The 13,186-nt window shown below is 56.2% G+C and carries 11 protein-coding genes; 2 read left to right on the top strand and 9 right to left on the bottom strand.

From position 1 onward, the window contains the following. Positions 1–10 precede the first annotated feature (10 nt). Complete coding sequence (kynU, locus tag ACO0LO_RS20175) at positions 11–1,249, bottom strand: kynureninase (RefSeq protein WP_422966746.1); 1,239 nt, start codon at positions 1,247–1,249, stop codon at positions 11–13. Positions 1,250–1,586: 337 nt separating this feature from the next. On the opposite strand from kynU, the gene ACO0LO_RS20170 reads away from it, so the two are divergent. After that, positions 1,587–2,708, top strand: coding sequence for a porin (locus ACO0LO_RS20170; RefSeq protein WP_422966744.1), 1,122 nt, complete (start codon positions 1,587–1,589; stop codon positions 2,706–2,708). Positions 2,709–2,814: 106 nt separating this feature from the next. Here the strand turns inward: ACO0LO_RS20170 and ACO0LO_RS20165 are convergent, their stop codons facing one another. The 3 genes from ACO0LO_RS20165 to ACO0LO_RS20155 all read right to left on the bottom strand — a co-directional run bounded on the left by ACO0LO_RS20165 (position 2,815) and on the right by ACO0LO_RS20155 (position 7,046). Then, the gene (locus ACO0LO_RS20165) at positions 2,815–3,816 is read right to left on the bottom strand and encodes a class 1 fructose-bisphosphatase (protein ID WP_422966742.1); all 1,002 of its coding nucleotides are present in this window, start codon (positions 3,814–3,816) and stop codon (positions 2,815–2,817) included. A gap of 51 nt (positions 3,817–3,867) precedes the next feature. Further along, the gene (pepN, locus tag ACO0LO_RS20160) at positions 3,868–6,555 is read right to left on the bottom strand and encodes an aminopeptidase N (RefSeq protein WP_422966740.1); all 2,688 of its coding nucleotides are present in this window, start codon (positions 6,553–6,555) and stop codon (positions 3,868–3,870) included. A gap of 194 nt (positions 6,556–6,749) precedes the next feature. Then, a complete protein-coding gene (locus ACO0LO_RS20155; RefSeq protein WP_422966738.1) occupies positions 6,750–7,046 on the bottom strand; it encodes a hypothetical protein in 297 nt (98 codons plus the stop codon). Between ACO0LO_RS20155 and ACO0LO_RS20150 the strand changes: the two genes are divergently transcribed. Beyond that, positions 7,045–7,689 (top strand): DUF4136 domain-containing protein, encoded by a 645-nt coding sequence (locus ACO0LO_RS20150; protein ID WP_422966736.1) that lies wholly within the window; start codon positions 7,045–7,047, stop codon positions 7,687–7,689. The genes ACO0LO_RS20155 and ACO0LO_RS20150 overlap by 2 nt on opposite strands. A gap of 86 nt (positions 7,690–7,775) precedes the next feature. On the opposite strand, the gene ACO0LO_RS20145 is transcribed toward ACO0LO_RS20150, so the two are convergent. The 5 genes from ACO0LO_RS20145 to ACO0LO_RS20125 all read right to left on the bottom strand — a co-directional run bounded on the left by ACO0LO_RS20145 (position 7,776) and on the right by ACO0LO_RS20125 (position 13,066). After that, positions 7,776–9,965, bottom strand: coding sequence for a DUF1631 family protein (locus tag ACO0LO_RS20145; protein ID WP_422966734.1), 2,190 nt, complete (start codon positions 9,963–9,965; stop codon positions 7,776–7,778). Positions 9,966–10,081: 116 nt separating this feature from the next. After that, complete coding sequence (locus tag ACO0LO_RS20140) at positions 10,082–10,213, bottom strand: hypothetical protein (RefSeq protein ID WP_422966732.1); 132 nt, start codon at positions 10,211–10,213, stop codon at positions 10,082–10,084. Between the two features lie 31 nt (positions 10,214–10,244). Continuing rightward, a complete protein-coding gene (locus tag ACO0LO_RS20135) occupies positions 10,245–11,219 on the bottom strand; it encodes a quinone oxidoreductase family protein (protein WP_422966730.1) in 975 nt (324 codons plus the stop codon). A gap of 74 nt (positions 11,220–11,293) precedes the next feature. Next, positions 11,294–12,073 (bottom strand): SDR family oxidoreductase, encoded by a 780-nt coding sequence (locus ACO0LO_RS20130; protein WP_422966728.1) that lies wholly within the window; start codon positions 12,071–12,073, stop codon positions 11,294–11,296. A 60-nt stretch (positions 12,074–12,133) separates the two neighbouring features. Beyond that, entirely contained in the window at positions 12,134–13,066 is a 933-nt protein-coding gene (locus tag ACO0LO_RS20125; protein WP_422966726.1) for a DMT family transporter, read from the bottom strand. Positions 13,067–13,186 lie beyond the last annotated feature (120 nt).

Here is a 13,186-nt window from a genome sequence, read left to right as displayed (position 1 = left end):
ATGCCTGAGTTTAGGTCACCGCTTTTTTAGTGAGAAACTTCTCCTGATTCCATTCATCCTTTTCCATGATTTCCGCAATGGCTTCCACCGTGTCATACACATCGACAAAACGGACATATAGCGGGGCGAATCCAAAACGCAGGATGTCCGGCATGCGGAAATCGCCCGTGATGCCGCGCGCGATGAGGGCCTGCACTATCGCATAGCCCTGCGCGTGCGTCAGTGCCACCTGGCTGCCTCGCAAGGCACTGTCGCGCGGAGACGCGATGCCGAAATCGTAGCCCGCCAGCTTTTCATCCACCAGCCGGATGAACAAGTCGCCCAGCGCCCTGCTTTTTGCGCGCAACTGCTGCATATCCAACCCTTCGAACACTTCCAGCGCAGCATCCAGTGCAATCATCGACAGCAGCGGCGGCGTGCCGCATTGCATGCGATTAATGCCGGCGGCAGGCTGGTATTCCTGCAGGAACTCGAAGGGCTGCGCATGTCCGTGCCAGCCGGACAGCGGCTGGCGTACATCGTCCAGATGCCTGGAGGCGACGAAGACGAATGCCGGTGCGCCAGGACCGCCGTTCAGATATTTGTAGCCGCAACCCACGGCCATGTCGGCCTTCGCCGCATTCAATTCCACATGCACGGCTCCGGCGCTATGCGCAAGATCCCAGATGCACAGTGCGCCGGCGGCGTGCGCCATGGCCGTGATTTTCTGCATGTCGTAGATGCGGCCGCTGCGGTAGTTCACATGCGTCAGCATCAATACGGAAACGTCTTCGTCCAATGCAGCCAGCACCGATGCCTCGTCGGAATCAACATAACGGATTTCGGCGTCGAACAAGCCGGCAATACCTTGCGCTATATATAGGTCGGTGGGGAAGTTCCCGCGTTCAGTCAGGATGACTTTACGGCCTGGGTTCAGGCGCAGTGCAGCGGCCAGCGCCTTGAACAGATTGACGGAGGTCGAATCGCCGACCATGACTTCATCGCCCTCGGCGCCTATCAGGCGTGCTATTTTTGCGGCCACGCGCTGCGGCAGATCAATCCAGCCGGCATCGTTCCACGAACGGATCAGTCCATTGCCCCATTCGCTGGCCACGGCTTGCTGCATGCGCGCGGGCAGATGGGCAGGCATGGCGCCCAAAGAATTTCCATCAAGATAAATTTCCTGTTCGGGCAAGGCAAATTTGCCACGGTACGCTGCCAGTTGGTCTTCCGCATCCAGTGCGATGCTGTGTTCCCTGTTCAACTTCATATTCCTCATCCTTGTAATCGCAGTTCTGAATGGAATCCAGCTATAAAAAAATGTCTTTGGGCGCCATGTTTTTACTATGAAAACACCTACGGCAATCTCGCGCGCCCTACTCCATTCCCTGCTTGTTGGATTTGAGTATGCATCGCTGCTGAAATAAGTGAAAATGAATAATTCATTCCCAGACATGCCAAATTTTTATATCTAAATTCCTTTTTCAACTATCAATAAGAAATTTATTGGTAATTTATATAAATTCTAATTTATTTATAAGTATACATATAAGATCAAAAGAACTAATATTTGTACACAATAATCCTAACAATCAAGGAAACGTGAAGTGCAAACATTAGTCATCTGCAACGCCCCGCCACGAAGCATTGCAAGCGCATTTTTCTTATTGGCAATAGTAGCGCCGCCCCTCGCGCATGCCGCGGTCGACACTGTGGACAGCAATATCGGCATCTACGGATTTTTGAAAGTCGATGCCGAGAGCGTTAGTGGAAGCTCAGGACATATCGGAAGGGTTTCCAACAACCTGTCGGTGCTGGGCTTCCGTGGCAAGGAAGATCTTGGCGATGGCATGGAGGCTTTTTTCCAGCTGGAGTCGAACGTGTTTGTCGATACCGGCACCGGCGGCGAATTCACCCGCAATACCGGCGTGGGGCTGCGTGGCAGATATGGGCAAATTCTGGGAGGCATTTGGGAATCCCCTTACCGTTTCGTCTCGGTATATGCGATCGATCCGTTTACTGCCGGGATTTTTGCGTCCAACTCCATCCTCGGAAACGGATTTTCGACCGCCGGCAATGGCGTCGCACCGGCTTCATTTGACCGGCGCCAGAAGAATCTGCTGCAGTATTTCTCCCCAGCCTGGAACGGCTGGAATGCGAGGATCGCGACCAGCGCCAGGGAAGAAAAAACCGCCGCCACTAATCCGGGACTGGTATCAGCACTGCTGACCTATGAACAAGGTTCACTTTACCTCGCCTACGGCTATGAACAGCACACCGAATATTTTGCGGCGAATACGCGAGATGCCGGCCATAAACTGGGTGCAGCCTACAATATCGGCAATACCCGCCTGCGCTTTGCGTGGGAAAAATTGCGCTACGAACCTACTGCTACCACTCATCTTGGCCGCGACGCGTGGCAGCTGGCGGCAACCCACGAAATCGGCGTCCATATCTTCCGCGCATCCTATGTGAGAGCCATGAACGCCAGTGGCAATGCCGCAGCGGGCGTAGGCGGCACCGGCAAACCCGGCGGAGAATCCGGCGCCCGCCAGTATGCTGTGGGCTACGGGTATAACCTGTCCAAAAGGACGGAGCTATGGGCCGCCTACACCAGGATCAACAACGATAAATACGCTGTATACAACCTGTCTGGCAATCCAGTGCCGGGGCTCGCCGCAGGACAGGACCCTTCAGGATTCGGCCTTGGTATTACCCATAAATTCTGACATGCCAATATACCGGTATGGGAGGCAGCAGTTTTGATATCTACAATAGAAAAGCGCCTGATTCAAACAGGCGCTTTTTTTATCCTCAATTCAGTACCTCGGACATTTACTCCTGATGATAGCGAGTCACCAGTTCCACTTCATTTTTTGAACCGAGGAATACCGGTACACGCTGATGCAGCTTCTCAGGCTGGATATCCAGCATGCGCTGCTTGCCATCCGTCGCGGCGCCGCCAGCCTGTTCCACGATCATCGCCATAGGGTTGGCTTCGTACATCAGGCGCAGCTTGCCCGGCTTGTCCGGATCGCGCGCGTCGGCCGGATACATGAAGATGCCGCCGCGGTTCAGGATGCGGTGCACGTCCGCCACCATGGAAGCAATCCAGCGCATATTGAAGTCCTTGCCACGCGGCCCAGTGCTGCCGGCCAGCATCTCGTTCACGTAGCGTGTCACCGGCGGATGCCAGTGGCGGGCGTTCGACGAATTGATCGCGAACTCCTTGGTGTCGGCCGGGATCTGCATATTGCGCTGGGTGAGCACCCAAGAACCCATTTCGCGGTCCAGTGTAAAGCAATTGACGCCATTGCCGGTCGTCAGCACCAGCACAGTTTGCGGGCCATATACCGCATAACCTGCGGCAACCTGCTTGCTGCCGGCTTGCATGAAATCCTTTTCGGTCGGGTCGGACATGCCGTCCGGCGCCTTCAATACCGAGAAGATGGTGCCGATGGATACATTCACGTCGATATTGCTGGAGCCATCCAGCGGATCGAACAGCAGCATGTACTCGCCCTTGGGATAACGATGGGGAATAGGATGGATGGACTCCATTTCTTCCGATGCCATCGCTGCCAGGTGGCCGCCCCATTCATTGGCTTCCAGCAGGATTTCATTGGACAGGATATCCAGCTTTTTCTGCACTTCACCCTGTACGTTCTCGCTGCCGGCGGTGCCCAGCACTTCGCCCAGCGCGCCCTTGCCGACGGCATGGCTGATGGTTTTACAGGCGCGCGCAACCACTTCGATCAGCAACCGCAGTTCGGCCGGTATCGAGTTGTTCAGGCGCTGTTCTTCGACCAGGTACTGCGTCAGGCTTACACGTTTCATGTTGCTCCTATTGATCTTGTCGACCTTGTTGACTTTAGTGATCCGGACGGATCAGGAAGCCAGCGCTTTTGTGACCACTTCCAGCACGTCCTTGGACAATTTGCTGGTATCGGCCACGCGTTGCAATGCGGCCTTCATCTGCGCTTGCAGCGCCTTGGGGTATTTACGCCAGCGGTCCAGGCTGCGCGCCAGGCGGGCAGCAACCTGCGGGTTGGTCTTGTTCAGCGCGATCACCAGGTCCGCCCACAGTGCGTAGCCGCTACCGTCAGCTGCATGGAAGCGCGAAGGATTGGCGTTGCAGAAGCTGAAAGTCAGGCTGCGCGCACGGTTCGGGTTGCTCAGCGTGAACGCTGGATGCTTCATCAGTTCGCGCACTTTGGCCGCGTCGGTCGTACTGGCAGTACCTTGCAGCATGAACCATTTGTCGATGACCAATGCTTCGTTCTTGAAATCCCGATAGAACTTCTGCAATGCCTGCGCCGACACTTTGGCGTTTTTCGCGGAGCCTGAGAAATTGGTCAGCGCCACCAATGCCGCCAGGCGGTCTGTCATGTTTTGCGCTTCGTCAAATTGCGTCTTTGCCAGTACAAATGTCGCTTCGTCCGGCCATTCCAGCAGATACGACAGGGCCAGGTTCTTCAAGCCGCGCTTGGCAGCCGATACCGCGTCCGGGCTGTATTTGCCCGGTGTCAGGTTTTCTTCATAGGCAGTCAGCAAATCGGCGCGCAGATGCTGCGTCAGGCTGCTGCGCACGAAACGGCGCGCCTGGTGGATCGCTTGCGGATTTACTTCCTTGAATTCTTCGGCGATCATCGCCTCGGACGGCAGCGTCAGCACCAGTTCGCGGAAAGAAGGATCCAGCGTGCGATCGTTCAGCGTCGCGCGCAACGCTTCGATGAACATGCTGTCCAGTTCCAGCACTTCGCCCTGCAACACGGCCTTGGTCAGCTTGACCAGGCGGCGCATTGCCAAACGCTGGCCAGCTTCCCAGCGGTTGAAAGGATCGCTGTCGTTGGCCAGCAGGTGGCCCAGTTCTTCGTCCGTGTAATCGTATTCCAGAACAACAGGCGCAGAGAAATTACGCAGTATCGACGGCACCGGTTTTTTGGCGATGCCGGTAAAGCGGAAAGTCTGCTTCGCTGCTGTCAGTTCCAGCACCAGCGTAGTGGCTTTGGACGGAGCTGCCTGGCCTTCCAGATTCAGCGCAATATCCTTGCCGTTGGCATTCAGCAGGCCGACTGCCACCGGAATGTGGAAAGGCAGTTTCCTGCCCTGGCCTGGCGTGGATGGGCAAGATTGGCTCAAGGTCATTTCGTAAGTCTTGCTGGCCTTGTCGTAGCTGGTTTCCACCTTGACGCGCGGCGTACCGGCCTGGCTGTACCAGCGTTCGAACTGCTTCAGGTTGCGACCGCTGGAATCCGCCATCGCTGCGCGGAAATCGTCGCACTCCACCGCCTGTCCATCATGGCGCTCAAAATACAGGTCCATGCCCTTGCGGAAGCCTTCATGACCCAACAGCGTGTAATACATGCGTACGACTTCGGCGCCTTTTTCGTAGATCGTGACAGTGTAGAAGTTATTGATCTCGACGAAGGAGTCAGGGCGCACCGGATGCGCCATCGGGCCTGCATCTTCGGAGAACTGCACCTGGCGCAGCAGGCGTACATCTTCGATGCGTTTGACGGCGCGGCCGGTAGGTGTGCCTACCAGGTCGGCAGAAAATTCCTGGTCGCGGAACACCGTCAGGCCTTCTTTCAGCGACAGCTGGAACCAGTCGCGGCAGGTTACGCGGTTACCGGTCCAGTTGTGGAAGTATTCGTGGCCGACGACGGACTCTATGCCTGCATAGTCGATGTCGGTGGCAATGCTGGGGTTGGCCAATACATACTTGGTATTGAAGATATTCAAACCCTTGTTTTCCATCGCGCCCATATTGAAGTCGCTCACGGCAACGATCATGAAGCGGTCCAGGTCCAGCTCCAGGCCAAAGCGCTCTTCGTCCCAGCGTATGCTGTTCTTCAGCGAATCCATCGCGTGCTGCGTTTTGTCCAGATTGCCGTCTTCGACCCATACCTGCAGCAAGACCTTGCGGCCGGACTGCAGCTTGTACTTCTCTTGCTGGCAGACCAGTTTGCCAGCAACCAGTGCGAACAGGTAAGACGGCTTCTTGAACGGGTCTTCCCATTTGGCGAAGTGGCGGCCGCCGGGCAGATCGCCCTGGGCAACCAGGTTGCCGTTGGACAGCAGCACAGGGTATTTTTTCTTGTCGCCGCGCAGCATCACTGTGTACTTGGCCATCACGTCCGGACGGTCCGGGAAGTAGGTGATCTTGCGGAAACCTTCGGCTTCGCATTGCGTGAAGAAGTTGTTGTTGGACACATACAGGCCGGACAAAGAAGTATTCTTGGCCGGCTGGATCAGCGTCTCGATGTCCAGCGTGAACTCGTCGGGCGCATTGCTGATGCGCAGCGTGCCGTTTTGCACGGTATAAGCAGATCTCTTGACGTTGACGCCGTTGATGCGCAATTGCACCAGTTTCAGCGATTCTCCAAACAGCACGATGTCTTTTTCGCTGCTGTCGTGATTGCGGCGCATCGTCATGCGGGTAGCCACATGGGTCGCCAAAGGGTCCAGGTCAAAACCCATTTCCACGGTATCTACCCAAAAACCTGGGGCGATGTAATCCTTGCGATAAACGGTAACCGGCTGTTCGGGCGTGCTTGGAATATCTGTGCGCATGGGCGTCTGGATCTCTTAAAGTAAATCGAAAAATGTGCAGTGAAAAATACCGGGATCGCCGGTAGAATCAGGATTGAAAGCAAGGCGTTTGAACCTTCAGCGGGTAATGTCGCATGAACGTACAGACGCCAAAATTCTGCAAAGCTTCTTATTTTACCAATCTGTGCGGCTCAAATCACGGTAAACACGCGGTATCAAGAGAATATTTGGCAATTCTTGACAAAGCCGGTGCTATTGTCAGCAGTATCCTCGGATGCAGCAGTCGAAAAAACAGCGCCGACACAGCTTGCCACGCAGGTCGGCAGCTGTTTTGCCGTCAGATGGCAAGCTGCGGCGCTTTGTCTGATACAAATCCGGCCGGCTCTGTTGCCGTGGGTTACAAACCGTAACAGCTTTTTATCAACAAAAACCCCATACTTTAAGGGTAAATCCTGTTTTTCACGCGATGCCGCATTCGTTGAAAAAAAAGATTTCAGCAAGGAGTTCGCCATGAAAAATTGCCTGCGTTATTGCATCATTTCAGCCCTGGCCGCATTGACGGTAGTGCTCGCCGGTTGCAGCACGGTGAACAGCCAGGTGACGGTGTTCCACAACTGGCCGGCCGAAGTCAAAGAAAAAACCTATGTGTTCGAGCGTCAGCCTGCGCAACAGAATAATCTGGAATACAACAGCTATGAAAACCTGGTGCGCGCCAGGCTGAACCAATCCGGGTTTACCGAATCTGTCAACGGCAGCCCTGCATTCAAGGTTTCACTCAATTACCACACGGAAGCCGGCGATGTGCAGATCAGCCTGCCTGCGTACTACTCCCGCTGGAATGATCCCTTCTGGCGTTTCGGCTATTCCCGCGGCCCGTTTTACAATCCCTATTTTTCTCCGTACTACGGCTTCTACGGCCCCTTTGGGCCGCCGCTGCTGGCGTCCGACCTGGAAGTGCGCCGCTGGTACCTGCATGAGCTGGATTTGCTGATCTCCGAAGCAGGCAGCGGCAAGCAGCTATTCGACATCAGGAGCACAACCGAAAGCCTGAATCGCACGTTGAATTCACAAATGCCCAAGCTTGTTGAAAGTGCCTTCAAGGAATTTCCCGGCGTCAGCGGAGCAGCCTCGAATGCGGGAACAGCAGCCAAGTAGCTAGTAGCTCATGTTTGCTATGAAGCTCAACTCAAAGCCGGACCTATCCTCATAGCGGCAGCAATGCCGCTATGACGCCATGCCGGTTATTCCACTGGATCCTGCAGCGCCGCTACCAGCGCCCTGTCCACCACGGAGTCGGCAACGACCTGTACTGCATTCGCTTCACGGAATTTGTTGACCAGCTGGTCGCCGGAAATTGAAAAGGCGTCGTGGCCCTGGCGGTTGGTGAAGATATAGCGGGTACGCTTGGGGCTGACCCAGGCCAGCTTGAAACGGGCGGTTGAACCGTTGCTGCGCGCAAAATCAACCCAGACGCCACGCTCCAGTGTTTCCACCAGCTCCATCCATTCATCCACTGGCTTGTCCAGCTGCTCCTGCGCGTGCCGGCTCAGGCGGCGTTCGCTGGCCCGCTGCGCGATATTGACGGCAATCTCCAACTGGCGACGGGGGGAAAATTCCAGCGGGGCGCGTGCAATCGCTGCATGCCTTTCGGCCAGCTTGGAAAAGAAAATCACCCGTTCCGGCTCATCCCATTTGATCGCATTCAGCCATGCGTTCAGCAAGGTCAGCATGGCAGGCAGCTTGCTGACCAATTCCTTGCGTTCTTCCGCGCTGTTTTTCGGCTTCAGGCTCCAGATCAGGTCGTCCATCGTCTTCAGCGCATTCTCCAGCGCGTGCGGCTTCTGGTCCTTGACGCTGTGCGCAATCGTCAGTATGCGTATCCACTGGTTCAGCAGGAAGCTTTCGAGGAAACCGGCCACCTCGCCGGTTTCCACACGCAAGGCCACGTCGTTTTCGGCAAACTCCCTGGCCAGCCGCATTTTTTCCTGCTGCAGCGCCTCCTCCACCGGCTTGCTGATCGCTTCTTCGGATTTTTGCTCTTCGTCTTTAAGAAAGCTTTCCAGATCCGACACTACATCGGAAAACAGGTCGATCTGCTGGTCAAACTCTTGCTGCACCCTTTCGACAATGCCTTCTATCAGCTGATATAACGGATCTTCGGTTGCGGTGTCGGCGTTGAGCAAGATGCTGGATTTGGCCAGCGTATCGATCAACACCCGTGCAGGGTGCGACTCCTTGAAGAAGAAATCCTTGTCCAGCAAGGCTACTTTTAACGTGGGAATCTGCAGCTGTGAAATCAGGCTTTTAATGTCGCCGGGGATCGCTGGGTCGTTGAACACGAAATCAAAAATCCTGGCCAGCAGTTCTATCGTATTCTGGTCTATGTGTGTCAGGGCATCGGTAGGCGCCTGCACCGACAACTGGCGCAACGGCGCTGTGTCGAAACCTCTTGCGGCAGCGGCCATCACTGGCGCGGCCCTTTGTATGCTGGTTAGGTAATCAAAAAACTGGCGGTCAATGGTAACGGTATCCTGCCTGCCCTGCGCATTACCCGCGGCAGCGCCGGGCAGGCTGCCGGCCGTCCACTCCTGGTCGGCCCGCTGGTTGCCTCCCTGCGCCCTGGGCGTCAAAGGAGAATTCGCCGCGGCAGAGGGCGAGAACATATTCTTCAGCTTGCTATGCAGGAAGGGATCCTTGTCCGCAATATCGTCGGAGCGGGCAGGTTCGTTCTTGCGCTGGCTGTCACGGTAGGCTTCGGTAATGTCGGGCAAAATTCCGCGTTCTATCATCGCATTATTGAGTTCTTGCAAAATGGGCGTCAACTGCAAAAAGATGTCCGGCTGCAGCAGGCGCAGCACCAGCAGATGCGACTCGGTCATCGTATCGAATTCCATCCAGGCCTGGTAGACCGCCTGGATGAACACTTCGGGACGAAACGGATTTTGCGCCACGCTGATGGGCGTGCGCCGCAGCACATGCCCGATACGAATATTCAATGCGACCAATTGTTCGGCATTACTAACTTCCAGTGCCTGACTCAGGTTGCCCAGCAATACCTTATTTTCCATTTCCTCAAAGGTCACCAGCGAAAAATCCTGTTTTTCGCTTCCTTTTTTCGGTTTTTTCTTGATATTGACAGTGCTGACTTCTTTTGCCAGCGCCGCATTGACCTGCCCCGCCACCAAACGGTAAAAGGTTGTGTTATTCCGTTTCAACAGCTGGAAAGCCTGGAAGCTATGCGAAGCCTCCTCCGGTCGCAGCGTCTGATCCGCCAGCTTGAACAGCGCCTCGGTCAGGCGCGCAGAAAACGCCTCCAGCTGCGAAGACACAAGATTGGTAGCGATGGGCACCAGGCTTTGCAGGATCAGCAAACGGCTGGAATTGGAAAACTCGCTTTTCTTAGAAGCGCTTTGAATCGGATTTGTATCCATTGCCCAGTACAGTCAAGCTACAACACACTAATAATATCGCCGCCGGCCCATATGGCATCGGCAGCAGGAGAATGCCACCTTTGCCCAGCGGCATTCATGATCAAAATTACAAAATCTCAGGAGTAATAGGCTTCGGTAGCAAACGTCAACAATACAATCAGCAGCACCGCCAGCACCAGCACAATGAGCAGGCGGCCGAACTTGGGGCTTCCCTCGCCCTTCACCGGCTGCTCGTCAGGATGCTGCATGGGATTATTCATATTAAGCAAAAGAGTTGATTTAAGGAATCAAAATACTCGACCCTGTTGTTTTTCTGGCCTCAAGTTCGTGATGGGCCTGTACAACATCTTTCAATGCATAACGCTGGCGGATATCAATCTTGACCTTGCCGCTTTCGACCATGCTGAACAGTTGCGCCGCCATGGTTTCCAGATCCTCCCTTTTCGCAGTGTAGTCCATCAGTGAAGGCCGGGTCAGGAATAAGGACCCACGCGAGGCCAGTTCGCCCATGCCGAAAGGCGGAACCGGACCCGAGGCGCTGCCAAAGCTGACCATCATGCCCAGCGGCGACAGGCAATCCAGCGATCCGGTGAAAGTGTCCTTGCCGATGGAATCATACACAACCGGCACACCTTTTCCTGCGGTAATGTCGCGCACCCGCTCTACAAAATTTTCCTTGTTGTAGTTGATGACGTGGGCGCAGCCGTGCGCTTTTGCCAACTCGCCCTTTTCGTCTGAACCCACCGTGCCTATCATCGTCACGCCGATGGCGCGCGCCCATTGGCACGCGATCAGGCCGACACCGCCTGCAGCAGCATGGAAGAGGATGGTCTCGCCGCCCTTGAGCGGAAAACTGCGATGAAACAGGTATTGGACCGTCAGCCCCTGCAGCATCATGGCGGCGCCTGTCTCAAACGAGATCGCCTCGGGCAAGCGCACCAGGATTTTGGCCGGCATCACGCGGGCCTCTGCATAGGCGCCATTGGGCCTGCCGGCATAGGCGACACGGTCGCCGGGCTTGACGTGGGTAACGTCCGGCCCTACCGCCTCGACCACGCCCGCGCCCTCCATGCCGAGGCCCGCAGGCATGGGCTGAGCGTACATGCCGCTGCGGAAATAGACGTCGATATAGTTCACGCCGCAGGCGGCATGCCGCACCAGCGCCTCTCCCGGACCGGGCTGCCCCAATTCCACATCCACATACTCCATGACCTCTGGGCCACCCGCTGCATTTATCCTGATTACTTTAGTCATTTTGATCCGCCTTAGGAGTCGACAAACATACTGCAAAATACATCGCAAAAAGAAAATTGGACTGCTGGAAAAAGTTAAAAGGTTCCAGGATAAGCGCCGCCATCCATCAGCACATTCTGCCCCGACATGAATGAGGCATGGCGACTGCACAGGAAAGCGCACATGGCGCCGAATTCTTCCGCCGTACCGAAGCGGCCGGCAGGGTTTTGCGCCATGCGCTCCGCCCTGATCTGTTCGACGTTCTTGCCGCTGGCCGTGGCGCCGGCCAGTATCGCCGATTGCAGCCGGTCGGTATCAAACGGGCCGGGCAGCAGGTTATTGATCGTCACATTGTGCGCTACGGTCTTGCGGGCAATGCCGGCGACAAAGCCGGTCAGCCCGGAGCGAGCGCCGTTGGACAGGCCCAGGATATCGATCGGCGACTTGACGGCGCTGGACGTGATATTGACAATGCGGCCGAAACCGCGCGCCATCATGCCGTCCACCGTGGATTTGATCAGCGCGATGGGGCTCAGCATATTGGCGTCCAGCGCCTTGATCCAGTCGTCCCTCTCCCAGTTGCGAAAATCGCCGGGCGGCGGCCCGCCGGCATTGTTGACCAGGATGTCCGGCGACGGGCAGGCTTGCAGCGCCAGCGCGCGGCCGGCTTCCGTAGTGATGTCTGCCACTACGGCAATCACCTGCACCGCATATCGCTGCCGCAACTGCGCTGCCGTCTGCTCCAGCAATTCTGCATTGCGCGCGACAATGATCACGTCCACGCCTTCCGCCGCCAGCGCTTCCGCGCAGCCGCGGCCCAGGCCTTTGCTGGCGCCGCATACCAGCGCCTTGCGGCCTTTAATCCCCAGGTCCATAGTCTTCTCCGTATTTACCTATTTATTGAGCATCCAGTTTGGCATGGGCCGCCAAAAACCTCAGGCGGACGCCACCGAATTCTTTTTCATTGACAGCAGGTACATGCCGCCCACCACCAGCACCGTTCCCGCCAGTTGCCAGCCTGTAATCGGCTCGCCCAGGAAGATCGCGCCCAGGAACAAGGTCGATACCGGGCCTATCATGCCTGCCTGCGACGCGGTGGCGGCGCCTATGCGCTGCACGGCCACCATCGTCATGTAAACCGGCAGCACCGTGCAAAAAATCGCGTTCACCAGCGACAGCCAGTAGACCGCACTGGGCTGCACCAGCATCGATGTCGGCCGCAGCATGAAAAACTGTCCTATGCAGGCAGCACTGGAAACGCACATTGCATACGATACCAGCCGCATCGATCCCAGGCGCGTGACCAGTTGCCCTGACTGTATCAGGTATAACGCGTATGAACTTGCCGCCCCCAGCACCATGACCGAACCCAGCATCACATTGCTGCCGCCAAACTTCAGGTCATGCAGGAACACCAGCACGATCCCCATGTAAGACACCGTCAGCGCCGCCCATTCCAGGCCGCTGATCCTGCGCTTCAGGAAGGTGGCGGAAATCAGCAGCACGAAGGATGGTGTCAGGAACAGGATCAGCCGTTCCAGTCCGGCGGTAATATATTGCAAACCCAGGAAATCGAGGAAGCTGGACAGGTAATAGCCCATCAGGCCGAGGACCACGAGCCGTCCGCGGTCGGCCCAGGAAAGGGGGAAACCCTGGCGCGCCTGCCAGAAGGCGACGGCGGCAAATATCGGCAGCGAAAACAGCATGCGGAAGGCAATCAGCGTCACCGCATCAACGTTGTAGCGGTAGATCAGCTTGGCGATGATGGCCTTGGTGGAAAACAGGATGGCGCCGGAGATGGCAATGGTCAGGCCGACCAGATACTCTTTGCGGTGCAGCGTAGGGCTCAGTGTGGTGGTAGAAGTCATTTCCTCATTGTAAAGGCTTATCCGGGTTTGCGTGGGCCCCCGCATCTTGCCCGACAGCCTGCAGGATGCCATTTCCCGCCCTTTTGACGCGAATTTTTTCGTAAAAAGCACAAACCGGGG

The sequence above is a fragment of the Undibacterium sp. TJN25 genome (genome assembly GCF_049339885.1).
In the GTDB taxonomy this organism is placed as follows: domain Bacteria; phylum Pseudomonadota; class Gammaproteobacteria; order Burkholderiales; family Burkholderiaceae_D; genus Undibacterium.
This window is presented reverse-complemented; position numbering and strand designations above follow the sequence as displayed.

Bases quoted from the DNA above. Each gene is read 5' to 3' on its own strand.
- kynU (WP_422966746.1), bottom strand. From the start codon at position 1,249: ATGAAGTTGAACAGGGAACACAGCATCGCACTGGATGCGGAAGACCAA.
- ACO0LO_RS20165 (WP_422966742.1), bottom strand. From the start codon at position 3,816: ATGAAACGTGTAAGCCTGACGCAGTACCTGGTCGAAGAACAGCGCCTG.
- pepN (WP_422966740.1), bottom strand. From the start codon at position 6,555: ATGCGCACAGATATTCCAAGCACGCCCGAACAGCCGGTTACCGTTTAT.
- ACO0LO_RS20150 (WP_422966736.1), top strand. From the start codon at position 7,045: ATGAAAAATTGCCTGCGTTATTGCATCATTTCAGCCCTGGCCGCATTG.
- ACO0LO_RS20155 (WP_422966738.1), bottom strand. From the start codon at position 7,046: ATGGCGAACTCCTTGCTGAAATCTTTTTTTTCAACGAATGCGGCATCG.
- ACO0LO_RS20145 (WP_422966734.1), bottom strand. From the start codon at position 9,965: ATGGATACAAATCCGATTCAAAGCGCTTCTAAGAAAAGCGAGTTTTCC.
- ACO0LO_RS20140 (WP_422966732.1), bottom strand. From the start codon at position 10,213: ATGCAGCATCCTGACGAGCAGCCGGTGAAGGGCGAGGGAAGCCCCAAG.
- ACO0LO_RS20135 (WP_422966730.1), bottom strand. From the start codon at position 11,219: ATGACTAAAGTAATCAGGATAAATGCAGCGGGTGGCCCAGAGGTCATG.
- ACO0LO_RS20130 (WP_422966728.1), bottom strand. From the start codon at position 12,073: ATGGACCTGGGGATTAAAGGCCGCAAGGCGCTGGTATGCGGCGCCAGC.
- ACO0LO_RS20125 (WP_422966726.1), bottom strand. From the start codon at position 13,066: ATGACTTCTACCACCACACTGAGCCCTACGCTGCACCGCAAAGAGTAT.